This is a genomic window from Halorubrum tropicale (assembly GCF_001280455.1).
Taxonomy (GTDB): Archaea; Halobacteriota; Halobacteria; order Halobacteriales; family Haloferacaceae; genus Halorubrum; species Halorubrum tropicale.
The window spans coordinates 473,607-495,495 of the sequence record NZ_LIST01000001.1; the positions used below are offsets into that span (position 1 = coordinate 473,607).

At 70.9% G+C, this 21,889-nt stretch carries 23 protein-coding genes and 1 tRNA gene; 14 read left to right on the plus strand and 10 right to left on the minus strand.

What is annotated here, in order from left to right; all coding sequences use genetic code 11:
• Positions 1–75: 75 nt before the first annotated feature.
• The 4 genes from AMR74_RS02130 to AMR74_RS02145 all read left to right on the plus strand — a co-directional run bounded on the left by AMR74_RS02130 (position 76) and on the right by AMR74_RS02145 (position 5,480).
• Positions 76–1,275 carry a metal-dependent hydrolase family protein gene (locus AMR74_RS02130; RefSeq protein WP_053770412.1) on the plus strand — a complete coding sequence of 400 codons (1,200 nt, stop codon included), beginning with the start codon at positions 76–78 and terminating at the stop codon, positions 1,273–1,275.
• A gap of 82 nt (positions 1,276–1,357) precedes the next feature.
• Positions 1,358–3,526, plus strand: a complete 2,169-nt coding sequence (gene ligA, locus AMR74_RS02135) for an NAD-dependent DNA ligase LigA (protein ID WP_053770413.1) — start codon at positions 1,358–1,360, stop codon at positions 3,524–3,526.
• A 71-nt stretch (positions 3,527–3,597) separates the two neighbouring features.
• Positions 3,598–4,668 carry an ABC transporter ATP-binding protein gene (locus AMR74_RS02140; RefSeq protein ID WP_053770414.1) on the plus strand — a complete coding sequence of 357 codons (1,071 nt, stop codon included), beginning with the start codon at positions 3,598–3,600 and terminating at the stop codon, positions 4,666–4,668.
• Positions 4,665–5,480: an ABC transporter permease gene (locus tag AMR74_RS02145; RefSeq protein WP_053770415.1), complete on the plus strand. Its 816-nt coding sequence runs from the start codon at positions 4,665–4,667 to the stop codon at positions 5,478–5,480. Before AMR74_RS02140 ends, AMR74_RS02145 begins: the two co-directional genes overlap by 4 nt.
• A gap of 474 nt (positions 5,481–5,954) precedes the next feature.
• Here AMR74_RS02145 and AMR74_RS02150 read toward each other — a convergent pair.
• A tRNA-Val gene (locus AMR74_RS02150) sits at positions 5,955–6,028 on the minus strand.
• Positions 6,029–6,089: 61 nt separating this feature from the next.
• Here AMR74_RS02150 and AMR74_RS02155 point away from each other — a divergent pair.
• Positions 6,090–6,569: a DUF192 domain-containing protein gene (locus AMR74_RS02155; protein WP_053770416.1), complete on the plus strand. Its 480-nt coding sequence runs from the start codon at positions 6,090–6,092 to the stop codon at positions 6,567–6,569.
• A 64-nt stretch (positions 6,570–6,633) separates the two neighbouring features.
• On the plus strand, positions 6,634–7,047 hold the full coding sequence (locus tag AMR74_RS02160) for an SHOCT domain-containing protein (protein ID WP_053770417.1): 414 nt from the start codon (positions 6,634–6,636) through the stop codon (positions 7,045–7,047).
• Between the two features lie 48 nt (positions 7,048–7,095).
• Here the strand turns inward: AMR74_RS02160 and AMR74_RS02165 are convergent, their stop codons facing one another.
• The 4 genes from AMR74_RS02165 to AMR74_RS02180 all read right to left on the minus strand — a co-directional run bounded on the left by AMR74_RS02165 (position 7,096) and on the right by AMR74_RS02180 (position 11,596).
• The gene (locus tag AMR74_RS02165; protein WP_053770418.1) at positions 7,096–8,214 is read right to left on the minus strand and encodes an ABC transporter ATP-binding protein; all 1,119 of its coding nucleotides are present in this window, start codon (positions 8,212–8,214) and stop codon (positions 7,096–7,098) included.
• A 102-nt stretch (positions 8,215–8,316) separates the two neighbouring features.
• The gene (locus AMR74_RS02170; RefSeq protein WP_053770419.1) at positions 8,317–9,261 is read right to left on the minus strand and encodes a carbohydrate ABC transporter permease; all 945 of its coding nucleotides are present in this window, start codon (positions 9,259–9,261) and stop codon (positions 8,317–8,319) included.
• Positions 9,258–10,244, minus strand: coding sequence for a carbohydrate ABC transporter permease (locus AMR74_RS02175; protein WP_053770420.1), 987 nt, complete (start codon positions 10,242–10,244; stop codon positions 9,258–9,260). The genes AMR74_RS02170 and AMR74_RS02175 overlap by 4 nt, the downstream gene beginning before the upstream one ends.
• Positions 10,245–10,297: 53 nt before the next feature.
• Positions 10,298–11,596 (minus strand): ABC transporter substrate-binding protein, encoded by a 1,299-nt coding sequence (locus tag AMR74_RS02180; RefSeq protein WP_053770421.1) that lies wholly within the window; start codon positions 11,594–11,596, stop codon positions 10,298–10,300.
• A 171-nt stretch (positions 11,597–11,767) separates the two neighbouring features.
• Between AMR74_RS02180 and AMR74_RS02185 the strand changes: the two genes are divergently transcribed.
• From AMR74_RS02185 to AMR74_RS02205, 5 genes are all read left to right on the plus strand, one after another.
• Positions 11,768–12,424 (plus strand): DUF4013 domain-containing protein, encoded by a 657-nt coding sequence (locus AMR74_RS02185; RefSeq protein WP_053770422.1) that lies wholly within the window; start codon positions 11,768–11,770, stop codon positions 12,422–12,424.
• Between the two features lie 60 nt (positions 12,425–12,484).
• Positions 12,485–13,534 carry an AAA family ATPase gene (locus tag AMR74_RS02190; RefSeq protein WP_053770423.1) on the plus strand — a complete coding sequence of 350 codons (1,050 nt, stop codon included), beginning with the start codon at positions 12,485–12,487 and terminating at the stop codon, positions 13,532–13,534.
• Positions 13,531–14,184 carry a protein sorting system archaetidylserine decarboxylase gene (locus tag AMR74_RS02195; RefSeq protein ID WP_053770979.1) on the plus strand — a complete coding sequence of 218 codons (654 nt, stop codon included), beginning with the start codon at positions 13,531–13,533 and terminating at the stop codon, positions 14,182–14,184. The genes AMR74_RS02190 and AMR74_RS02195 overlap by 4 nt, the downstream gene beginning before the upstream one ends.
• A gap of 88 nt (positions 14,185–14,272) precedes the next feature.
• Positions 14,273–14,923 (plus strand): HVO_2922 family protein, encoded by a 651-nt coding sequence (locus AMR74_RS02200; protein WP_053770424.1) that lies wholly within the window; start codon positions 14,273–14,275, stop codon positions 14,921–14,923.
• A gap of 105 nt (positions 14,924–15,028) precedes the next feature.
• The gene (locus AMR74_RS02205; protein ID WP_053770425.1) at positions 15,029–16,189 is read left to right on the plus strand and encodes a DNA primase; all 1,161 of its coding nucleotides are present in this window, start codon (positions 15,029–15,031) and stop codon (positions 16,187–16,189) included.
• Positions 16,190–16,244: 55 nt separating this feature from the next.
• Here AMR74_RS02205 and AMR74_RS02210 read toward each other — a convergent pair whose 3' ends face one another.
• On the minus strand, positions 16,245–16,460 hold the full coding sequence (locus tag AMR74_RS02210; RefSeq protein WP_053770426.1) for a DUF7472 family protein: 216 nt from the start codon (positions 16,458–16,460) through the stop codon (positions 16,245–16,247).
• A 176-nt stretch (positions 16,461–16,636) separates the two neighbouring features.
• On the opposite strand from AMR74_RS02210, the gene AMR74_RS02215 reads away from it, so the two are divergent.
• Positions 16,637–17,278, plus strand: a complete 642-nt coding sequence (locus AMR74_RS02215) for an SWIM zinc finger family protein (protein ID WP_053770427.1) — start codon at positions 16,637–16,639, stop codon at positions 17,276–17,278.
• Here AMR74_RS02215 and AMR74_RS02220 read toward each other — a convergent pair.
• The 4 genes from AMR74_RS02220 to AMR74_RS02235 form a co-directional block, all read right to left on the minus strand.
• Positions 17,259–17,450, minus strand: a complete 192-nt coding sequence (locus AMR74_RS02220) for a hypothetical protein (protein WP_053770428.1) — start codon at positions 17,448–17,450, stop codon at positions 17,259–17,261. The genes AMR74_RS02215 and AMR74_RS02220 overlap by 20 nt on opposite strands.
• A gap of 121 nt (positions 17,451–17,571) precedes the next feature.
• Positions 17,572–17,916, minus strand: coding sequence for a 50S ribosomal protein P1 (gene rpl12p / locus AMR74_RS02225; RefSeq protein ID WP_053770429.1), 345 nt, complete (start codon positions 17,914–17,916; stop codon positions 17,572–17,574).
• A 16-nt stretch (positions 17,917–17,932) separates the two neighbouring features.
• The gene (locus tag AMR74_RS02230; RefSeq protein WP_053770430.1) at positions 17,933–18,973 is read right to left on the minus strand and encodes a 50S ribosomal protein L10; all 1,041 of its coding nucleotides are present in this window, start codon (positions 18,971–18,973) and stop codon (positions 17,933–17,935) included.
• Complete coding sequence (locus tag AMR74_RS02235; RefSeq protein ID WP_053770431.1) at positions 18,970–19,608, minus strand: 50S ribosomal protein L1; 639 nt, start codon at positions 19,606–19,608, stop codon at positions 18,970–18,972. The genes AMR74_RS02230 and AMR74_RS02235 overlap by 4 nt, the downstream gene beginning before the upstream one ends.
• A 294-nt stretch (positions 19,609–19,902) precedes the next feature.
• Between AMR74_RS02235 and AMR74_RS02240 the strand changes: the two genes are divergently transcribed.
• The gene (locus AMR74_RS02240; protein WP_053770432.1) at positions 19,903–21,447 is read left to right on the plus strand and encodes an acyl-CoA carboxylase subunit beta; all 1,545 of its coding nucleotides are present in this window, start codon (positions 19,903–19,905) and stop codon (positions 21,445–21,447) included.
• A complete protein-coding gene (locus AMR74_RS02245; protein WP_053770433.1) occupies positions 21,447–21,770 on the plus strand; it encodes a hypothetical protein in 324 nt (107 codons plus the stop codon). Before AMR74_RS02240 ends, AMR74_RS02245 begins: the two co-directional genes overlap by 1 nt.
• The last annotated feature ends 119 nt before the right edge of the window (positions 21,771–21,889 follow it).

Sequence of the window (21,889 nt, forward strand, 5' to 3'; positions counted from 1 at the left end):
TCGGCGTCCCGGGCACCGTCCGCCCCTCCTACCGCGACCCGACCCTTTACCTTCGCGTCTCCCTCTCTGATCGGCATGACACAAAGCGGCGCACACCTGTTCACCGGGGGTCGAGTCGCGGACGCAGAGGGAACGCGGCTGGCCGACGTGGCGGTCGTGGACGGCGATATCGCGGCGGTCGGCGACTCCGAGGCGGTCGAGCGCGCGGTCGACGACGTTCCGGACGCGGACCTCGAACGCGTCGACGCGAGCGGCCGCGTGGTCGCGCCCGGGCTGATCGACGCGCACGTCCACGTGATGATGGACGGCCGCCCGGACGTCTCGACCGCGGTCTCCGAGAGCGACTACACCGCGAGCTACCGGGCCGCGGGCAACCTCGACGCCGCCCTCTCGGCCGGCGTCACCACCGTCCGGGACCTCGGCAGCCGCGGGACGCTCGCGCTCGACGCGGGCGAGGCGGTCGCCGCGGGCGAGATCGACGGCCCGCGCGTCCTCGCGTGCGGCCGCAACGTGATCATGACCGGCGGCCACGGGAACTGGTTCGGCCGCGAGGCGGACGGCCCCGCCGAGGTGCGGAAGGCGGCCCGCGAGCAGCTGAAGGCCGGCGCGGACGTGCTCAAGTGTATGGCCACCGGCGGCGTCCTCACCGAGGGCGCGGTGACCGGCGCGCCGGAGCTGACCCCCGAGGAGCTGGCCGCGTTCACCGACGCGGCGGCGCCGACCGACACGCCGACCGCGGCCCACGCCCACGGCGAGGAGGGGATCAAAAACGCCGTCGAGGCCGGCATCTCCAGCGTCGAACACGGGACGTTCATGGACCGCGAGGCCGCCGAGATGATGGCCGAGCGCGGCACCTACTGGGTCCCGACCGCGAGCGCGCTCCGCGGCATCGCCGACCACGGCGTGGAGGCCGGCATCCCCGAGGACGCGGTCGCGAAGGCCGAGGACGCCGTGGACCGCTTCGACGACGCGTGGGACCACGCCCTGGCGGCCGACGTTCCCATCGCGATGGGGACCGACGCCGGCACGCCGTTCAACTTCTTCGCCGACATCCCGCAGGAATTGGCGTACATGGTCGACTACGGGCTCTCGCCGGAACGGGCGCTCGAAGCCGCCACGGTCAACGCGGCCGACCTGCTCGGCCTCGACGACGTCGGCCGCGTCGCGGAGGGGTACGCGGCGGACCTGGTCGTCCTCGACGCCGACCCGACCGAGGACGTGACGGCGTGGCAGGACCCCGCGGCCGTGTTCGCGCGCGGCGACCGCGTCGCCTGACCGAGGCCGACCCCGGACCGCCCGCTCACCCACCGCCGCCGGAACGGGCATTTTTACCCCGAGTCGGCCCCATATCCGGTCGATGACGACTCCGTCGACCCGGCACGCGGACCCGGCCGAGAACCCGTACGTCGAGGACCCGCCGACCGACTTCGACCCGGTCGACGACCTCTCCGCCGACGAGGCGGCAGAGCAGGCCGAACTGCTCCGCGCGGCGGTGCGCGAGCACGACCACCGGTACTACGTCGCGGCCGACCCCCTGATCTCGGACGCGGCGTACGACGCGCTGTTCGCCCGGCTGGAGGAGCTCGAAGCCGCCTTCGACCTCCCGACGGAGGGCTCCCCGACCCGGCGGGTCGGCGGCGAGCCCCTCGAGGAACTGGCGACCGTCGAGCACGTCGCGCCGATGCGCTCCATCGACAACGCGACCGACGCGGCGGCCGTCCGCGAGTTCGACGAGCGCGTCCGCGGGGGGCTCGCGGACGCCGCCGAGGCCGGCGACCTCACCGATTTCGACCCCGCCGACCTCGCGTACGTCTGCGAGCCGAAGTTCGACGGGCTCTCGATCGAGGTGATCTACGAGGACGGCGAGTACGTCCGCGCGGCCACCCGCGGCGACGGCCGCGAGGGCGACGACGTCACCGAGCAGGTCCGGACGATCCCCTCCGTCCCCGGCCGCCTGCGCGGCGACGACCGCCCCGCCCGGCTCGCCGTTCGGGGGGAGGTCTACATGCCCCGCGACGCCTTCGAGGCGTACAACGAGGAGCTGATCGAGCGCGGCGAGGAGCCGTTCGCGAACCCGCGCAACGCCGCCGCCGGCACGCTCCGCCAGCTCGACCCCGCGGTCGTCGCCGAGCGCCCCCTCGACGTCTTCTTCTTCGACGTGCTCGCGTGGGAGGCGGGCGAGGACGGCCCGGAGCGCCCCGCGCGCCACCGCGACGCGCTCGACGCGTTCAGGTCGCTCGGGCTCCGCCGGAACGACCGGGTCGAGGTCGTCGACGATGTCGAGGCCGCGATCGAGTACCGCGACGCGGTCCTCGACGCCCGCGACGACCTGAACTACGCGGTCGACGGCGTCGTGATCAAGGTCGACGCCCTCGCGCACCGCGAGGCGCTCGGGAGCACGTCGCGCGCGCCGCGCTGGGCGTTCGCGCACAAGTTCCCGCCGCGGACCGCGACGACGGCCGTCGAAGGGGTGACGGTCCAGGTGGGCCGAACCGGCCGGCTCACGCCCGTCGCCGAGCTGGACCCCGTCGACGTCGGCGGCGTCACCGTCTCGCGCGCGACGCTCCACAACCCCGCCGAGATCGAGGCCCTCGGCGTGAACGTCGGCGACCGCGTCCGGATCTACCGCGCCGGCGACGTGATCCCCTACGTCCCGGAGGTCGTCGAGAAGCGCAGCGAGGGGACCTACGAGTTCCCCGACGAGTGTCCGGTCTGCGGGGCCGCGGTCGAGCGCGACGGCCCGCTCGCGTTCTGTACCGGCGGGCTCGGCTGTCCGGCGCAGCTGGAGCGCGCGGTCGAGCACTGGGCGCGCCGCGACGCGCTCGACGTGGAGGGGCTCGGCCCGGAGCGCGTCGAGCAGCTCCGCGAGGCCGGCCTCGTCGAGTCGCTGCCGGACCTGTACGACCTGACCGCCGCGGAGCTCGCCGAACTGGAGGGGTGGGGTTCGAGGAGCGCAGAGAACCTGATCGCCGAACTGGACGCGACGCGGAACCCGCCCCTCGACGACTTCCTCGCCGGGCTCGGGATCCCGGACGTGGGCGCGACGACGGCCCGGGCGCTCGCCGCGCACTTCGGGACGCTCGACGCGCTCCTCAACGCGGACGAGGACGCGCTCCGCGAGGTGGACGACGTCGGCCCCGAGGTGGCCGCCTCGATCCGGTCTTTCCTCGACCGCGAGGAGAACCGCGCGGCGATCGCGGGGCTCCGCGAGCGCGGGGTCGACCCCGAGCCGTTCGAGACCGACGCGGCCTCCGGCCCGACCGACGCGCTCGACGGGCTCACCTTCGTGTTCACCGGGTCGCTGTCGGTGCCCCGCGGCGACGCGCAGGCGCACGTCGAGGCGCACGGCGCGAACGCCACGTCCAGCGTCTCCGGGAACACCGACTACCTCGTCGCGGGCGAGAGCCCGGGTCGGTCGAAGCGCGACGACGCCGACGCCGAGGGCGTCCCCGTCCTCGACGAGGACGCGTTCGCCGACCTGCTCGCCGAGCGCGGCGTGGCGTGGCCGCCCGCAGGCGACGCGTGAGCGCCGCGACGCCCGCGCGACGCTCGCCCCGACCCGCAACCCTTTATCAACTCACGCCGGAACCGGAAGGCATGACCGCCATCGAGCTACGGGGCGTGACCAAGCGGTTCGACGAGGTCACGGCCGTTCGCGACCTCGATCTCACCGTCGAAGACGGCGAGGTGTACGGGTTCCTCGGGCCGAACGGCGCGGGCAAGTCCACGACGATCGACATGCTCCTCGACCTCGTCCGCCCGACCGCGGGGACGGTCCGCGTGCTCGGCGCAGAGGTCGCGACGGACGGCGTCGAGATCCGGCGGCGGACGGGCGTGCTCCCGGACGGCTTCTCGGTGTACGACCGGCTCTCCGGGCGAAAACACGTCGAGTTCGCCGTCGAGTCGAAGGACGCCGCCGACGACCCGGACGCGCTGCTCGACCGCGTCGGCCTCGCGGACGCCGCCGACCGCGCCGCCGGCGAGTACTCGAAGGGGATGCGCCAGCGGCTCGCCCTCGCGATGGCGCTCGTCGGCGATCCAGACCTGCTGATCCTCGACGAGCCATCGTCCGGCCTCGACCCGGCCGGCGCGAAGGAGATGCGCGAGATCGTCCGCGCCGAGGCCGAGCGCGGCGCCACCGTCTTCTTCTCCTCGCACATCCTCGAACAGGTCGACGCCGTCTGCGACCGCGTCGGCATCCTCCGCGACGGCGAACTCGTCGCCGAGGACTCCGTCGAGGGGCTCCGCGAGGCCGTCGGCGGCGAGGAGACGCTCGAAGTCGCGGCCGCGGGCGCCGACGGGGACGCGGTCGCGGCGGTCCGCGCCGTCGCCGGCGTCTCCGGGGTCTCCCGCGACGGCGACGAACTGGTGGTGAACTGCGCCAGCGAGGCGAAGACGGGGGTCATCGCGGCGCTGGAAGACGCTGGGGTCGCGGTCGACGACTTCCACACCCGCGAGGCCTCGCTGGAGGACCTCTTCTTGGCGTACACCGAGGGCGACGCGGCCGGTTCGGCGCCCGACGGGACCGACTCGGGACCCGCCGCCGCCGACTCGGCGGCCGATCCCGACTCGGCGGCCGATTCCGACTCGACGGCCGATCCCGACTCGACGGCCGATCCCGACCCGACGCCCGAGGACGGTCCGGCGACCGAGGAGGTGGACCGATGAGCCTCGCCGCCGTCGCTCGGAAGGACTTCCGCGAGACCGTCCGGTCCCGCGGCATGATCGCGCTGGTGGTGCTGTTCTCGCTGCTCGTCGCGGCGTTCGCGTACGCGGTGCGGCCCACCGGCGAGAGCGAGCAGTTCGCCACGGAGCTACTGTTGAGCGCCTTCGTCGGCCGCTTCCTCGTCACGACGCTGATCCCGCTCGTCGGGGTCGTCGTCGGCTACAACGCCGTGAGCGGCGAGCGCGAGTCCGGCTCGCTGAAGCTGCTCCTGTCGCTGCCGCACTCGCGGGCCGACGTGGTCTTAGGCAAGGTCGCCGGGCGCGGCGCGGCGCTCGCGCTCGCGGTGTTCGCCGGGTTCCTGCTGCCTGCGCTGGTGTTGATCGCGGCGCCGGTCGTGTTCAACGCCGGCGCGTTCCTCGGTTACACCGTGTTCGCGGCCGCGCTCGGCGTCGTGTTCGTCGCCATCTCCGTCGGCTGTTCGGCTGCGTTCTCGACCCAGCGGCGGGCGCTCATCGGCGGCGTCGGGGTCTACGTCCTCTTCGTCCTGCTGTGGGGCCCGCTCACCGGCCAGCTCGTCGGCGCCGTCGGGCCCTCCCTCGACGCCCTGCCAGTGTCCGCGACGCAGGTCGACGTGTTCCTCCGGGCCTCGAACCCGACGACCGCCGTCGAGGCGCTGTCGAGGGCCTTCCTCGCTGAGCGGCTGTTCAGCGGCGAGACCGCCAACCAGCAGCTGTCGGCGGCCGCGATGTTGGTGTTCTGGACGCTCGCCCCGCCGCTCGCCGGACTCCTGAAGTTCGACGCGGCCGACCTGTGACGGACCGGCTCGGGCGCTGTCCGCGGCGCCGATAGTGGGCTCGGGCGGGTTCGAACCTCACTCACTCCGCTCGCTTCGCTCGCTCCGTTCCCTGCTTCGAACCCGCCCTCAGACACGCACCTCGCTGTCGCTCGCGGTTTTGCTCGCGACAGCAACAGTGGGCTCGGGCGGGTTCGAACCCGTCCTCAAACAGTCACAGCGGCGTTGCTCACGAATTGTTCGCGGCGCCGATCGTGGGCTCGGGCGGGTTCGAACCGAAGAAAGACGGTCGTCTCGCTTCGCTCGACGCTGCGTCTTTCAGGGTTCGACCGCCCTCGGGTACATTTCTGTGACTCACTTCGTTCGTCCCAGAAATGGGCTCGGGCGGGTTCGAACCGAAGAAAGACGGTCGTCTCGCTTCGCTCGACGCTGCGTCTTTCAGGGTTCGACCGCCCTCGGGTACATTTCTGTGACTCACTTCGTTCGTCCCAGAAATGGGCTCGGGCGGGTTCGAACCGCCGATCTCAGCCTTGTAAAGGCCGCGTCATAACCAGCTAGACCACGAGCCCTCACCCGTCTGAACCCGCCGGGAGCGGAAAACGGTTTCTTTCTCGGGCGCGAGGATCGACCGTGAATCGCCGCCTCGTCGGTGTCGCGGCCGCGCTCGCGCTGATCGCCCTCGCCGCCGTCGGCGCCGCCGCCGCGAACCCGGCCCTCCTGATCACCGGGTACGACACCGCCACGGTCGAGGCCGTCGACGGCGAGACGGGCGAGACGCTCGCGACCGTCGAGGTCCGCGTCGCCGACGGCTTCGTGAAACGCTACGTCGGGCTCTCCGCGACCGACGACCTCCCCGCCGGCGAGGGGATGCTGTTCGTCCACGGCGAGACGGCCGAGCGCGCCTACGTGATGCGCGACATGGCGTTCGCGCTCGACATCGTCTTCGCCGACGCCGACGGGACCGTCACGACGGTCCACGAGGCGGCGCCGGAGTCGCCGCCGCTCACCCGCTACGAGGGGCCGGGGCGGTACGTCCTCGAAGTGCCGCGCGGGTGGAGCGAGCGCCACGGCGTCGGTCCCGGCGACCGACTCGTGATCGACCGGGAGTGACCCCGCCGCGGCCGCCAGGTCGGTCGACGAAACCGCTTTGGGCCTCGCCGGCGTCGCCTCGACCATGACCGGACTCCCCGGCCGGATCGCGTGGAACCCCCGCCACCGCTGGCGGCGGGTGTTCGCCCTCTGCGTCGTCGGCGCCGGCGTCGCCGCCCCGCTCCTCACCGGGGTCTGGTGGTGGCTCCCGCTCGTGTGGTTCTTCGGGCTCGTCATCGTCCTGCCCGTCTTCCACGTCCTCACGAAGCCGGTCCCCGAGGACGACGCCGACGACCGCGCGGACGCCACCGGCGACCCCGCACTCGACGCCCTCCGCGAGCGCTACGCGCGCGGCGACATCGACGAACGGGAGTTCGAGCGCAAGCTTGACCGCCTCCTGGAGACCGAAGACGCCGAGACCGTCACCGACTCGGGCGGCGACGTCGCCGACCGAGTGCGAGAGAGCGTCCGGCGAGAAGTGGACCGCATCCGGGAGTGACGGCGCCGGGACAGCTGTCGACGCCGACGCGGAGGGAGACCTCCGGAACTACTCGTCGATCTCGCGGTTGTGGACCGCGTCGCCGGTGGTCCCGTCGAAGAGGTGGATCGTCTCCTCGGGGATCTCCACGTGGACCTCGTCGCCGACCGAGATCTGCTGGAGGCCGCCGACGGTCGCGATGAACGTCTCGCCCTCCGGCGCGTCCTCGAACCGCAGGTAGACGGTGTTCTCGTCGCCCATCGGCTCGACGACCTCGACCACCGTCGAGAAGGTGTGCTCGCCGGTCGGGTCGTCGGCCAGCGAGATGTCCTCGGGCCGGATCCCGAGCGTGAGGTCGGTGATGTCGCCGACGTCGCCGAGGGTGGGCTCGGAGAGCGGGTAGTCGAAGGCGTCGCCGAGGAGGGTGTCGGCGTCGCGCTCGACATCGAAGAAGTTCATCGACGGCTCCCCGATGAACCCGGCGACGAACCGGTTGGCCGGCTCATGGTAACACTCCAGCGGCGTCGCGACCTGCTGGAGCTCGCCGGCGTTGAGGATCGCGATCCGGTCGCCCATGGTCATCGCTTCGGTCTGGTCGTGCGTGACGTACATCGTCGTCACGTCCAGTTCGGCCTGGAGCCGCTGGAGCTCCGTCCGCATCTCCGAGCGGAGCTTGGCGTCGAGGTTGCTGAGCGGCTCGTCCATGAGGAACACCTCGGGGTCGCGGACGATCGCCCGCCCGAGCGCGACCCGCTGCTGCTGGCCGCCGGAGAGGTCCGACGGTTTCCGGTCCAGCAGCTCGCCGATCCCCATCGTCCCCGCGGCGTCGGTGACGCGCGTCTCGATCTCGTCGTCCGAGAGGTCCGTCGACTCCTCCAGTCCGAACGCCATGTTCTCCTGTACCGTCATGTGCGGGTACAGCGCGTACGACTGGAACACCATCGCGATGTCGCGGTGCTGGGGTTTCACGTCGTTGATGACGCTCCCGGCGAGTCGGATCTCGCCGTTGGTCACCGTCTCCAGCCCCGCGACCATCCGGAGGGTGGTCGACTTCCCGCAGCCCGAGGGGCCGACCACGACGAGGAACTCGCCGTCGCGCATCTCGATGTCGACGTCGTCGACGGCGACGACCTCGCCGTCCCCGTCCGGGAACACCTTGCTCACGCCGTCGAGTTCGAGCGTCCCCATGCTATCGCCCCCGCGGAACGGCGCGGCGGTTTGAGAGCGATACCTTCGGTCGGCTGCGTGGTTGCTGTCGAGTCATGGATTGCTGCCCGCGAGCGGCGCCGTTCATGTCGCCACCCCCTCGGCGAACTCCTCGCCGAACGCGATGTAGACCGCGAGCGTCGGGAGGGCGGCGATGAACGCGCCCGCCATGCGGAGCGCGAAGTCTTGTCCTTCGAGCGACGTGCCCAGCCCGGCGAGGATCAACACGATCGGCGCCGCCGCGCTGGATTCGGTCTGGACCAACACGAGGGTGAACAGGAGGTCGTTCCAGATCTGCGTGAACTGGTAGATCAGGACCACCGCGAACATCGGTCCCGAGAGCGGGAGCACGATGCGGCGGTAGATCCGGCGGATGGACGCGCCGTCCAGCCGCGCGGCCTCGATCATCTCCTCGCTCATGTTCTTGTAGTACGACCTGAACAGGACCGTACAGATCGGGAGCCCGTAGGCCACGTGCGTGACGATCAGTTCGAATATCCCGGTGTAGTCGTTGTTGATCCCGAGCGCCCACAGGAAGCCGAGGGCGTCCTGGAGCGGGATCATCGACCAGAACTGCGAGAGCGGCACCAGCACCGCCTGGTACGGGATGAAGATCCCCGCGACGAACAGCGCGAGGACCGGCGCCTTGTACCGCTGTTTCCAGTCCGACTGCGTGAGGCCGTACGCCGCGAAGCTCCCGAGCAGCGCCGAGATGACGGTCGCCGGGATGGCGTACAGCGCGCTGTTTATCAGGCCGCGTCCGAGCGCGTCGAACGCCGTGCGCCATTTCTCTAAGGTGAACGTGCTCCCCGTGGGCGGCGCGAACGGGAGCGACCCGGTGACGCCGCTCGACGTCTTGAACGAGGTGACGAGCCCGGACTCGATCGGGATCATGAAGAACGCCAGGATCCCGAGGAGCCCGAGGTACAGGAGGACCCGGTACCCGTCGACCTCCGCGAGCGGCCCCGCGGACGCGCCGGAGTCCGTCGCCGATGCCGTGCCGCCGTCCGTTCGTGCGTCGTCGTTCATAGGTTCCCCCGGTTGTACTGGTAGTAGAGGTACGGGCCGACGATCCCGAGCGTCATCACGAACAGGGTGATGGCGATCGCCGACGCGTACGCCCAGTTCAGGTTCGCGTACGCCTCGCGGACCATCTTCGTCGCGAGGATGTCGGACCCGTTGGGCGGTCGGTAGCCGCCGACGAGCGAGTAGAGGAAGTCGAACGCCTTCAGCGCGAACACCATCAGGACGACCGAGGCGCTGATGGTCGACCCCTTCAGCTGCGGGATGATCACGCGCCAGTACATCCGCGCCGTCGAGGCGCCGTCCACCTTCGCCGCCTCGTAGTGCTCGTTCGGGATGGCCCGCAGGCCCGCGAGGAACACGACCATCGCGTACCCCGCGAACTGCCACATCAGCGCGAACATCACCGCCCAGAGGACGATGTCTGGGTTGCCGATCCAGTTGACTCGGCCGAAGCCGAGCGACGTGATGACGATGTTGATGACCCCGTTGTTGAAGTTGAACATCCACGCCCAGAACTGGGCGGTGACCACGAACGAGAGGCTCATCGGCAACAGGTAGATCGTCCGGAACGTGTTCTCGAACCGGATGTTCCGGTCTATCAGGATCGCCAGTCCGAGCCCGATCGCGAGCGTCACTAGGGTGAACCCGACGAGCAGGATGAAGGTGTTGATCGCGGCGTCGACGAACCCGCTGTCGGCCAGCGCGCGGCTGTACATCTCGAGGTCCAGGTCGCCGTAGTTCGGGGTCCCGAAGCCGCTGAAGTCCGTCAGCGAGATCAGGAGGTTCCAGATGATCGCCCCGTAGACGAAGAGGCCGACCAGCAGGAACGGCGGCAGCCAGAACTGCGAGGACTCGACGAAGTCGCTGCCGAAGCGCTCGTTCAGCGCGTCGATCGGACTGAACCCGGACCCGCCGCGCTCCTCGGCGACGCCGCCGTCCGTGACCGCGTCGCCACTCTCGTCGCCGGTGTCAGTGTTCCGTGTCATGTGGGTCGTCGTGTGCCGAAACCGCTAAAATCCGGTCGCATCGAGGACCGGTGTCAGTTAGAGACCGCGTCGACGAAGCCCTGCGTGGCGGCGTCGACGTTGTACGGTCCGGAGAACTCGCTGGAGATCACTTCGTTCAGCGCCGTCATCGTCTCCGAGGGGACGCCGAGCCCGTGCTGTAGGTTCGGCGGCCGCTGCTCGGCGCTGGCGAAGTCTTCCTGCGTCTCCTGGAGGTACGGCCCGAACTCGCTCATGTCGACGTCGGTCCGCGTCGGGATCGAGCCCTTGTACTGGTTGAACGCGACCTGCGCCGCCTCGCTCCCGACGAACGAGAGGAAGGTCTTGGTCGCCTCCGGACTCGGGTTGTCCGACGGGTAGAGGAACGAGTCGAAGTGGAGCATGTACATGTTCTCCGAGCCGGGGTACGTCTTGAAGCCCCAGTCCTCGTTGTAGCTGAAGTCCTCGGCGTTCCGGTAGGCCCCGGCGGCCCAGTTACCCTGGTGGATGAACGCCGCGTTCCCCTCGATGATGTTCTGGTTGGACTCCGTGAGTCCGATCGAGGAGGCGTCCTCGTTGATGTAGTTCCCGAGGATCTCGGCGAGCGACTCGAAGGTCGCGCGGACGGCCGCCTCGTCCGGGCTCCCCTCGATGAAGCTCATGTACGCGTCGTACCCTTCCTGCCCGAGCATCGTCGAGGCGAACAGCTGGGTCGTCGTCCAGGTACCGCTCGCGCCGTGCGTCATCGGGATCGCGTCGGTCTCGCTCTGGACCGTCTCCAGCGCGTCGATGAGCGCCGACACGCTCGTCAGCGAGTCGGGGTCGACCCCCGCCTCCTCGACGACCGAGGTGTTGTAGAACAGGCAGTTCAGGCGGTGCGAGCCGAGGGGGACGCCCCGATAGGCGCCGTTGTACTGGTGGAGGTCGACCGCCTCCTGTACCATCACGTCCTCGAAGCCCTCGGACTCCCAGATGTCGCCGACCTCGCCCAGCACGCCCTCGTACCGCTGGAGGTTCGGGCCGGGCCAGTTCGCGAACGAGCTCGGCGGGTCGCCGTTCTGGAGCCGGTTCGCGACGACCGCGTCGAGGTTCTGGTTCCCGCCGCCGCCGATCGGGTTGAACTCGTGTTCGACGTCCGGGTGCTCCTCGTCGAAGGCGGTGACGAGCGCCTCCGCCGCGCGGGCGCCGTCGCCGCCGGTCCACGCGTGAAGAACTTCGAGCGTGTTGCCGCTTCCGCCGTCGCCGCCGTCGCCGCCGTCGCCGCCGCCGGAACAGCCGGCGAGCCCCGCGAGCGTCGCCGCCCCCGTCGCTCCGACGAAGTGTCGCCGCGATAACCGCTTGTCTTGGTCTGTCATGGTACTTCACGATACACAATGGATGATTGCCATATATACTTACTCATTCTTTGAGAACTATTTTCGAAGTATCTATCCGGCGTCACCCACAGTCGTAATCGGAGTTCTTTACGTCCGGTCGGACGGCGACGGACCGACGGGCATACTACGGTCCGGCGGATGGGCGTACGCATGCGCCCCTCGACCGCCGCCGTCACGTATCCCGTCGCCGGCGACGCCCGGGAGCGGCCCCTCCTCGCCGTCTGGCTGCTGTTCGCGCTGGCCGTCGTCGTCCCGGTCCTCCCGGCGCTGCCGGTCGTCGGCTACCTCGTCCGCGTGCTGACCGCCAGCGAGCGGGGCGACTCGATGCCGCCCTTCCTCGCCGACGGTCGGACGCTCCTCCGCCGGTCGCTCGGCGGGACGGCCGTCTGTCTGGTGTTCCTCGGAGTCCCGTTCGCGGCCCTCCTCGTGACGCTCTACGGCGTCGTCACGCTCGACCCCGGCGCGAACGCGCCGGTCGGCCGCATCCTCGCCGGCTCGACGGCCGTCCTCTTCGTCGGCGTCCTCGGCACGTACCTCGCGCCCGTCTCGCTGATCACCTACGGCCGGGAGGAGTCGCTCCGCCGGGCCTTCTCCCCGAGCGCCCTCCGGCCGGTCGCCGGTCACGCCGCCTACTTCTTCGGGTGGACCCTCGGCTTCACCGCGCTCGTCGTCGCCGTCGGCGTCGGCGGCGCGCTGTTCACCGTCTCGCGCGCGGGGCCGCTGTTCGGGACGTTCGTCCTCGCGTACGGCCTCCTCGTGGCCGCGTACCTCTGGGGTCGCGCGGTCGAGCGCGCCCGGCGACGGTAGGGCGACGACGCGGCGCCGCGACCGACCGATTCTTGACCGCCCGGTCCGGATCCGCACGACATGGACGGACCGCTGTGGACAGACGCGCACGCGCCCGACCTCGACGAGATCCGGCAGGACGAGGCCCGCGACCGCCTGCGTCGGGCCGTCGACGAGCCGATGAACCTCGTCGTCCAGGGGCCGCCGGGAGTCGGGAAGACGGCGGCGGCGCGCGCGCTCGCGGCGGCGTCGCACGCCGACCCGGACGCCGACCTGATCGAGATCAACGTCGCCGACTTCTTCGGGCGGACGAAAAAGGAGATCCGGACCGACCCGCGGTTCGAGGGGTTCCTCGCGGGCCGAAGCTCGATGGCGAAACGCGACATGATAAACCGCGTGCTGAAGGAGTCCGCGTCGTACGCGCCGATGTCCGGCGAGTACAAGACGGTCCTGTTGGACAACGCGGAGGCGATCCGCGAGGACTTCCAGCAGGCGCTGCGCCGCGTGATGGAGAAGCACCACCGCACCACCCAGTTCGTGATCGCGACCCGCCAGCCCTCGAAGCTCATCGCCCCGATCCGGTCGCGCTGCTTCCCGGTCCGCGTCCGATCGCCGACCACCGACGAGGCGATCGACGTCCTGGAAGCGATCTGCGAGCGCGAGGGCGTCGACTACGACGGCGACGGGCTGGAGTTCGTCGCCAGCGCGGCCGGCGGCGACCTCCGGGAGGCGATCCTCTCGGCGCAGGCGACCGCGGTCGAGGGCGGCGAGATCTCCATGTCGACCGCCTACGAGACGCTCGGCGACGTGGGCGACGACGACGCGATCCGCGCGGCGCTTGCCGACGCCCGCGCCGGCGACCTGGCGGACGCCCGCTCGGCGCTCGACGACCTGCTCGACGAGGGGTACGACGGCCAGGAGCTGCTCCGCGAGACGCTCCGCGTCGCCCGCGCCGGCTCCGAGTACGGCGGCGACGACCTCGCGCGCCTCCACGCGCTCGCGGGCGAGGCCGACCTCGACCTGTCCGACGGGCTCCACGACACGACCCACCTCGTCCACCTGCTCGCGGCGTGGGCGGCGGGGCGGACCGAGCTCTCGCCCGGTCTCCGGGACGCGGAGGCGGCGCCGTGACCCGCCGCCCGCCGCTCTCGCGGCTGCTCCCCTTCCCGGTCGTCGACGCCGCGTGGGACCTGGCGCTCGTCCCCGCGCTCGCGGGCGCCGTCGCGCTGCCGTTCGTCCCGCCCGTCGGCGCCGCGCTCGTCGCGCTCGCCGTCGTGGTCCTTTGGTTCCACCGCGACCCGGCGCGCGACCCGCCGAGGGGCGACGAGACGGTCGTTTCCCCGGCCGACGGCACCGTCTCCGTGGTCCGCGAGGAGGGCTCGCGGCTCCGCGTCGGCGTGTTCATGAACGTCACCGACGTGCACGTGAACCGCGCGCCGCTCGCGGGCGAGGTGCGCGAGGTCCGCCACCGTCCCGGCGCGAACCGCCCGGCGTTCGACAAGGAGTCGGACCGCAACGAGCAGGTCGCGATCGACTTCGGGGAGTACGAGCTGCTCGTCATCGCGGGCTGGTTCGCCCGGCGGATCCACCCGTCGGTCGAGCCGGGGGACCGCGTCGAGCGCGGCGACCGCGTCGGACACGTCTCGTTCGGCTCTCGCGCCGACGTGGTGCTGCCCGCGGACGTGAGCCGCGACGACCTGCTCGTCGCCGAGGGCGACGGCGTCCGCGCGGGCGAGACGATCATCGCGGAGCGGCCGGACGCGGCCGACCCCGCGGCGTGACCGTCGAACACCGATCGACTGAGATACCACGCGAGACCCCGGATTTCGGGCGTACACTTTTCTTTGGCGGCGGTGACGCTTCTCGCGCATGCCCGACGACACCATCCACGAGTCGAGTCGGTCGCGGACCCGACAGGGGCTGGCCACGTACCTCCGCCGGATCGCCCGCGCGCTCGGTCGCGGCGAACCCGTACCGGTCGACGAAGGCGGGACGGTGACGGTCGACGCGGCCGGGACCGGCGACGTCGAGGTCGAACTCGAACGGGAGGACGGCACGGTCCGCTTCGAGATCGAGGTGGAGTGGCCCGACGAAGAGGTCGCCGTCGACGAGGACGCGAGCGCGAGCAGGGCGACGTTCGAGCTGTTCCGTGACAAGGCCGACGAGTACCGCTGGCGGCTCCGCCACGAGAACGGCAACATCATCGCCGACGGCGGCGAGGGATACGCCGACAAGCGCGACGCCAGCTCCGGGATCGAGAGCGTCCAGCGGAACGCGGCGGGCGCGCACGTGATCGACGTCTCGCGCGACGAGGAGGCGCCCGAGGAGGGCGGCAGCGACGCCGCGTTCGAGCTGTTCCGCGACAAGGCCGACGAGTACCGCTGGCGGCTCCGCCACGAGAACGGCAACATCATCGCCGACAGCGGACAGGGGTACGCCTCCAAGCAGAAGGCGAAACAGGGCCTCACCAGCGTCAAGTCGAACGCGCCGGGCGCGGCCGTCGAGGAGCCGGACGAGTAGGTCTCGGTCCAGCGGCGAGGCGCCCGCGGTCCGACCGCCGCCCCGCCGGCGGCGCGACCGCGGACCGCACCGCTTATTCGCCGGCCTTCACTACCTCTGAGCGACATGGACGCGCTCGACGCCAAGTACCCGTTCTTCGCGAGCGCCCGCGAGGCGGTCGCGTCGGCCGCGGTGTCGCTGCCGGAGCTCGTCGCGACCGACGCCCCGGCGGTCGACCGCGCCCGCGAGCGCGTCGAACGCGCCCTCCTCGAGGGGACCGTCGCCTCGGAGAGCGGCGCGTTCCCCGGCGAGTCCGCGTACGACGCCCAGGCGGAGCTGCTCTCGTACCCCATCGCGCGGATCCTCGTCTCGCTGCTCGACTCCGACCCCGCCATCGAGAAGTACGCCGCCGCGGAGGCGGCGACCGCCGTGGAGCGGGTCCGCCGCGACTTGGAGACCGACGACGAGCTGCGGTCCGTGTCGACCGCGACGGTCGGGCTCGACGACCTGCTCGCCGAGTTCGACCTCGCCGACGCCGTGCGACCGGACGCGACCGCGCCCGCCGGCGCCCGCGGCGCGGGTGCGGCGGCGGGCGGCGGGGCCGGCCGCGACCCCGACAGCTACCGGATCGACGTCGGCCCCTACCTCCGGCTCACCTCCCCCGAGTGGGGCGACTCGTGGCGGCTGGTCAACCGGGCGCTCGCCGACGGCGCGGTGCGGGTCTCCCGCGAGGAGCTGCTCGCGGCGCTGGAGGCCGCCGTCGAGGCGCGGGTCGCCGAGGGGCTCCCCTTCGAACTCGGTGCCGACGAGGAGATCGCCGCGGCGCTGGAGTCGCGCGTCGCCGACCTCCGCCGGCTGCTCTCCGAGCGGACGTACGCCGAGCCGCCGGACGTCGTCGCCCCCGCGCTGTTCCCGCCGTGTATGACGAACCTGATCGAGAAGGCGGAGCGCGACACTGCGCTCTCCGCGGCCGAGTCGTTCGCGCTGATGGCGTTCCTCGTCGGTATCGGCATGACGCCCGACGAGGTCGTCGCCTTCTGCGCCGACACCAGCCTCGACGCCGAGGGGATCCGTTACCAGACCGAGTTCCTCACCGACGACCGCGGGACCCAGTACCCCCCGCCGACCTGCGAGACGCTGGCGAACTACGGCATCTGTCACAACGAGGACGACCACATGCAGGTCGCGCCGGACCCCCTCTCGTACTACGAAAAGCGAGTGGCGGCGGCCGACGACGTGACCGACTGGCGGGCGGACCGCGAAACCGACGGGACGGGAGCGGCGTGAGCGCGGCGAATCGAACGCGGCGACAGAAACAGCGGACCGCTGCGGCTCGACGGCCTTACGAGCCGCCGTTCGCCCGCATCAGGAAGGTCCCGACGCCGGCCATCAGCAGGACGAACCCGGTCAGGAGCCCGACGAGCGCGATCGCCCCCGCCTCCGGGAGGACCGTCGACCCGCCGAAGGTGACCCCGATGGCGACCAGCCCGACGATGAACACCGCGGCCGCCGCCAGCGAGACCGCGATCTGCCGACGGAACTCCGCATCGATTTCCATGTTCGCGGCTTCCCGTCGCCGCTAAAAAAGGACTTCGATGAGGGCGGCACCCCGCTCTGGGCGCGAACAGGGCCGAACCGGGGCGAAACACCCGATTCTCCGCGGTTCGCCGGTGCGTTTACCAGTCTCGGGTCCCTATCTTCGGTCGAAGCGAGGCCCCCGCCTCGCGGTCGCCCATGACGCACACCCGAAACACAGCCGCGTCACCCGCCGATCCGAACCGCTCCGACACGCCCCGAGCGACGCGTTCGTCCCCGGCCGACGAGCGGGCCGAGCGGGCCCTCTCGGAGCCGATGACCGTCCGCCAGCTCCCGGACCGTCGGTACGTCGTCGACACCGACGGCGGCACGTACGTCGTTGCCCTCGACGCCGGGCGCTGTACCTGTCCCGACCACGCCATCCGCGGCGCCCGCTGTAAGCACCTGCGCCGCGTCGCGCTGTCGGTGACCGCCGGCGTCGTCCCCGCTCCCGACGAGCGCGTCGGCGCCTGCGCGGTCTGCGGGACGGCGACGTTCGTCCCCGCCGACGAGGGCAGGTCGTACCTCTGTGACGCCCACGCGTTCGACCCGGGAACCGTCGTCAGCGACCGCGAGACGGGCGACCGGCTCGTCGTGACCGCGGTCACGACCGAGCGCGCCGACGAGTACCGGACCGACGACGGCCGCCCCCTCGTCGACTACGCGTCGAACGCCGCGTACGGCGCCCACGAGCCCGCCGTCGAAGCCGTCTACGTCTCGTCGCTCCGTCCGGACTTCGCGCCCCGCGACGCGCGGACGTACGCCTTCCCGGCCTCGCGGCTCACCGCGCCAGAAACGTGATGTCCCGCCGCAGCGAGTACCCGCGCGGCACGCCGACGACCTCGACGCACTCCTCGCAGAGCACCCGCTCGTAGTCCCGGTTCGTGTCCTTCTCCAGCAGCGAGACGTCCGCGAGCGGGTACACCTCCCCGCACCGCGCGCACTCGGCTTTGTCTCCGTCGACGATGTTCATTACACACGTCTATCAGAGATTGACATATAAATTCGCGGACGACGTTATCACTCCGGATAGCGGGTCGTTGAAAAATCGGTACGGGTCGACGCGGTCGGCGTCGAGGGAGTCGCGCGCCGGCTCAGCCGAACAGCTCGCCGAGCCCTTCGCCGCCGTCGCCCTCGTCCTCGTCGTCGTCCGCCTCGTCGGCGGCGTCGGCCTCGTCGGCCTCGTCCTCGTCGTCGTCGTCCGCCTCGTCGGCGGCGTCGGCGTCGGCGGCGCCACCGGCGGACGCGCCGGCGGCCGGGGCCGCGGCGGCCGTCTCGATGGCCTCCTCGATGTCGACGTCCTCCAGCGCGGCGACGAGCGCCTTGACGCGGGACTCCTCGACGTCGACGCCGGCGGCTTCCAGCACGCCGGTGACGTTGTCTTCGTTGATCTCTTCGCCAGTCTCGTTCAGGATGAGCGCAGCGTAAACGTATTCCATTGGTGTGTACCTCGTGTTATCCGAACATCGCGCCGAGTCCTTCGCCGCCGTCGTCGCCGTCGTCGTCGGCGTCGTCGTCGGCCTCCTCGGCGTCTTCCGTGTTGTCGTCCGCCTGTTCCTCTTCCTCGTCGGCGTCGTCCGTCGCCGGCTCCGCGGCCGGCGCGGCCTCGACGCCCTGGAGCTCCTCGGGGAGCGCCTCCTCGTCGTCGATCTGCGCCGCAAGCGCGCGGAGCTGGGCGTCGGCCTTCCCGATCAGGTCGGGCACGACGTCCGGGCTCTCGATCTCCGCGAACAGGCCGACGGACTTCGCCTCGCCGGACGCCTTCGCGATGAGGGCGCCGGCGGTGGCGGCCGTCGGGTACGCGGCGTTGATCGAGAGGTTGCGCGCGGCGGCCGCGGCGGACCGGACGTCCGCCTCGTACTCGTCGACGTCGAGTTCGAGCTCGTCGGGCTCGAACAGCACGCCCTCGGAGTAGACGGCCTTCAGGTCGAGGCCGACCTCCTTGGGCTCGATGCCGAGCTCGACGAGGACGTTCGCGAGGTCGTCGTCGACGACCTCGCCCTCCTCCAGCACGGTCGAGTCCTCGGTCACCTTGATCGAGCCGTCCATGATGCGGGCGGCCGCGCCCACGGTCTGGAGCTCGCCGACGAACGGCCCCGGGTCGACGCCGGTGTCGCCCTCGGGGATCACGATGTCGTTGGGGGCCACCTCGCCCGCGTTGATCGGGGCGGGGGTCTTCGAGGCTTCGAGCTGCTTGAAGAGGCCGAACGGGTTGTCGTTGGTGCCGACGAGCGCCACCTGGCCGCTGACGTACTCCGTCAGCGCCTCGACGCCGTCGCCGACCTCCTCGAGCGCCCGGTTCGTGAGCGTGTTGCGGCTCATGCGGACGGCGGCCGAGCCGTGGAGCTCCCGGCGCATGGCCTGGAGCTGCCGGCTCGGGATGCCGGACACGCCGACGATCCCGACGGACTGGTAGGAGTCGATGAACTCGACGAGCTCGTCGACCTCCTCCCGCTTCCACTCGGGGATCGTCTCGGTCTTGCGGACCGAGCTCATACGGGCACCTCCTTCGCGGGACCCATCGTGGTCTTCACGTAGATCCCGTCGATGTTGAGCGGGCCCTTCTCGAGGTTCGCTTCGAGTCGCCGGATGATGACGTCGATGTTGTCCGAGATCGCGTCGGCGCCCATGTCCTCGGCGCCGACGCGGGTGTGGAACGTGCGCCGGTCGCGCGACCGGAGCTGCACCGTGTTCTTCATCCGGTTGACTGTGTCGACGACGTCGTCGTCCGGCTGCAGTGGGGTAGGCATCTTCCCGCGCGGACCGAGGACGGTACCGAGGTACCGACCGATGTCCTGCATCAGGTTGGCCTCGGCGACGAAGAAGTCGGTGTCGTCGGCGAGGTCCTTTGCGCGGTCGTCGTCGTCTCCGAGGTCTTCGAGGTCGTCGCTGTCGAGCACTTCGTCAGCGACCTCCTCTGCGCGGACGGCGGTTTCGCCCTCCGCGAAGACGACGATCTGTGTCTCCTGCCCCGTTCCAGCCGGCAGCACGACGGACTCGTCGATACGGTTCGACGGATCGTTGAGGTCGAGGTCTCGCAGGTTGATCGCGATGTCCACGGTCTCGCGGAAGTTCCGCTCGGGCGCATCGTCGAGTGCGAGGGTTACGGCCTCTTGTATTGTGTCTGCCATTTTCACCTCCGTAGTACGCAGGTCGCTCCTACGGGTCAGTGAAACAGGCGAAGCCTGTCTCATCGGAGAGTGGTTCATCGGAGGTTTAAAAGCGTCGAACCGCCGGTCGCCGTGTGAACCGGCGACAGGGCCGCTCCGGGTCGTTCGCGCGCTCACGTTCGGATCCGGCGCCCGTCGTCGGCCGCCGCGGGACGGATTCGACGGGCGTCGAAGGCCGAAACGTCGGATAGGGGAACCCTTTTGACGGCGGTCGCCGACCCACGAGGTAATGACGCAGGGTGGTCCGCCGTGACGATGGACGACCGTATCGAGGACCTCCGCGAGCGCCGCGAGCGGGCGGCGAAGGGCGGGGGCGAAGACCGGATCCAGTCGCAACACGACAAGGGGAAGATGACCGCCCGCGAGCGGATCGACTACTTCCTCGACGACGGCACCTTCCACGAGTTCGACCGGTTCCGCACCCACCGCAACCACACGTTCGGGATGGAGGAACAGCAGATCCCGGGCGACGGGGTGGTGACCGGCTACGGCGAGGTGAACGGCCGGAAGACGTTCGTGTTCGCGCACGACTTCACCGTCTTCGGCGGGTCGCTCGGCGAGGTGTTCGCCGAGAAGGTGTGTAAGGTGATGGACAAGGCGATGGACGTGGGCGCGCCGGTCGTCGGCCTCAACGACTCCGCGGGCGCCCGGATCCAGGAGGGGGTCGCCTCGCTCGGCGGCTTCGCGGAGATATTCCGGCGCAACACGGAGGCCTCGGGCGTGATCCCCCAGATCTCGGCGATCATGGGGCCGTGCGCGGGCGGCGCGGTGTACTCCCCCGCCATCACGGACTTCACCTTCATGGTGAAAGAAACCTCCCACATGTTCATCACCGGGCCGGACGTCATCGAGACGGTCACCGGCGAGGAGGTGAGCTTCGAGGAGCTCGGCGGCGCGGTCACTCACTCGTCGACCTCCGGCGTGGCGCACTTCGCCGAGGAGAGCGAGGAGGAGGCGCTCGACAACATCGCGCGGCTGCTGTCGTACCTCCCCGCGAACAACGTGGAGGACCCGCCGCGCGTCGAGCCGTGGGACGACCCGGAGCGCGCCGACGAGGAGCTCGCCGAGATCGTCCCCGACGCGCCCCGGAAGCCGTACGACATGAAGGACGTGATCGCGAGCGTCACCGACGAGGGCTCCTTCTTCGAGGTGCACGAGAACTTCGCGAAGAACATCGTCGTCGGCTTCGCCCGCCTCGACGGCCACTCCGTCGGCGTCGTCGCGAACAACCCCCGCGTGAACGCCGGCACGCTCGACATCGAGGCGAGTCAGAAGGGCGCGCGGTTCGTCCGCTTCTGCGACGCGTTCAACATCCCCATCGTCACCTTCGAGGACGTGCCCGGCTTCATGCCCGGCACGGACCAGGAGCACAACGGGATCATCCGCCACGGCGCGAAGCTGCTGTACGCCTTCTCGGAGGCGACCGTCCCCCTGCTCACCGTCATCACCCGGAAGGCGTACGGCGGCGCCTACTGCGTGATGTCGTCGAAGCACATCGGCGGCGACGTCAACTACGCGTGGCCCACCTCGGAGATCGCCGTGATGGGGCCGAAGGGCGCGGTAAACGTCCTCTACCGCGAGGAGCTGGCCGAGGCCGACGACCCCGACGCGCGCAGGCAGGAGCTCATCGACGAGTACCGCGAGGAGTTCGCGAACCCCTACACCGCCGCCGACCGCGGCTTCGTCGACGACGTGATCGAGCCGACCGAGACGCGCGCGCGCCTCGTGGAGGACCTGAAGATGCTGAAGGGGAAGAACTCGGACCAGCCCGCCAAGAAGCACGGCAACATCCCGATCTGATGGCGGCCGACGACCACCCGGACGAAAGGGGGGCGACCGACCCGGCGGCGACCGCCGACCCGGCGGCCGCGCTCGCCGGGCTCTCGATCCCCGACGACGCCCGCGACGACGAGGCGGCCGCCATCGCCGCCGCGGTCGCCGCCCACCTCCGCGACGGCGAACTCGCCGCCGCGGCCGCCGCGAGCGAGGCGGACGACGGCCGCGACGAGGACCGCTGGGCGTTCGCCGGCCGGATCGAGCGACTCCGCCGCCGCCGGGTGCGCGTCCCGGCCGACGCGCCCGCGGACCCGTGGACCGCGGCGGGCAGGAGCGACCGGTTCTGACGCGCCGACGCGCCGCTCCGCCTTTCGGCGTTCGTCCGCCCGACCCGTCCCTGGTCGAGTCCTCGACACGTCGAACGGCGCCGCCGGACGCGGCGGCGTCCGACCGCGTACATTCCCCC

Excerpts from the sequence above, each read along its gene's own strand:
- AMR74_RS02130 (WP_053770412.1), top strand. The coding sequence starts at position 76 with ATGACACAAAGCGGCGCACACCTGTTCACCGGGGGTCGAGTCGCGGAC.
- ligA (WP_053770413.1), top strand. The coding sequence starts at position 1,358 with ATGACGACTCCGTCGACCCGGCACGCGGACCCGGCCGAGAACCCGTAC.
- AMR74_RS02140 (WP_053770414.1), top strand. The coding sequence starts at position 3,598 with ATGACCGCCATCGAGCTACGGGGCGTGACCAAGCGGTTCGACGAGGTC.
- AMR74_RS02145 (WP_053770415.1), top strand. The coding sequence starts at position 4,665 with ATGAGCCTCGCCGCCGTCGCTCGGAAGGACTTCCGCGAGACCGTCCGG.
- AMR74_RS02160 (WP_053770417.1), top strand. The coding sequence starts at position 6,634 with ATGACCGGACTCCCCGGCCGGATCGCGTGGAACCCCCGCCACCGCTGG.
- AMR74_RS02165 (WP_053770418.1), bottom strand. The coding sequence starts at position 8,214 with ATGGGGACGCTCGAACTCGACGGCGTGAGCAAGGTGTTCCCGGACGGG.
- AMR74_RS02170 (WP_053770419.1), bottom strand. The coding sequence starts at position 9,261 with ATGAACGACGACGCACGAACGGACGGCGGCACGGCATCGGCGACGGAC.
- AMR74_RS02175 (WP_053770420.1), bottom strand. The coding sequence starts at position 10,244 with ATGACACGGAACACTGACACCGGCGACGAGAGTGGCGACGCGGTCACG.
- AMR74_RS02180 (WP_053770421.1), bottom strand. The coding sequence starts at position 11,596 with ATGACAGACCAAGACAAGCGGTTATCGCGGCGACACTTCGTCGGAGCG.
- AMR74_RS02185 (WP_053770422.1), top strand. The coding sequence starts at position 11,768 with ATGCGCCCCTCGACCGCCGCCGTCACGTATCCCGTCGCCGGCGACGCC.
- AMR74_RS02190 (WP_053770423.1), top strand. The coding sequence starts at position 12,485 with ATGGACGGACCGCTGTGGACAGACGCGCACGCGCCCGACCTCGACGAG.
- AMR74_RS02200 (WP_053770424.1), top strand. The coding sequence starts at position 14,273 with ATGCCCGACGACACCATCCACGAGTCGAGTCGGTCGCGGACCCGACAG.
- AMR74_RS02205 (WP_053770425.1), top strand. The coding sequence starts at position 15,029 with ATGGACGCGCTCGACGCCAAGTACCCGTTCTTCGCGAGCGCCCGCGAG.
- AMR74_RS02210 (WP_053770426.1), bottom strand. The coding sequence starts at position 16,460 with ATGGAAATCGATGCGGAGTTCCGTCGGCAGATCGCGGTCTCGCTGGCG.
- AMR74_RS02215 (WP_053770427.1), top strand. The coding sequence starts at position 16,637 with ATGACGCACACCCGAAACACAGCCGCGTCACCCGCCGATCCGAACCGC.
- AMR74_RS02220 (WP_053770428.1), bottom strand. The coding sequence starts at position 17,450 with ATGAACATCGTCGACGGAGACAAAGCCGAGTGCGCGCGGTGCGGGGAG.
- rpl12p (WP_053770429.1), bottom strand. The coding sequence starts at position 17,916 with ATGGAATACGTTTACGCTGCGCTCATCCTGAACGAGACTGGCGAAGAG.
- AMR74_RS02230 (WP_053770430.1), bottom strand. The coding sequence starts at position 18,973 with ATGAGCTCGGTCCGCAAGACCGAGACGATCCCCGAGTGGAAGCGGGAG.
- AMR74_RS02235 (WP_053770431.1), bottom strand. The coding sequence starts at position 19,608 with ATGGCAGACACAATACAAGAGGCCGTAACCCTCGCACTCGACGATGCG.
- AMR74_RS02240 (WP_053770432.1), top strand. The coding sequence starts at position 19,903 with ATGGACGACCGTATCGAGGACCTCCGCGAGCGCCGCGAGCGGGCGGCG.
- AMR74_RS02245 (WP_053770433.1), top strand. The coding sequence starts at position 21,447 with ATGGCGGCCGACGACCACCCGGACGAAAGGGGGGCGACCGACCCGGCG.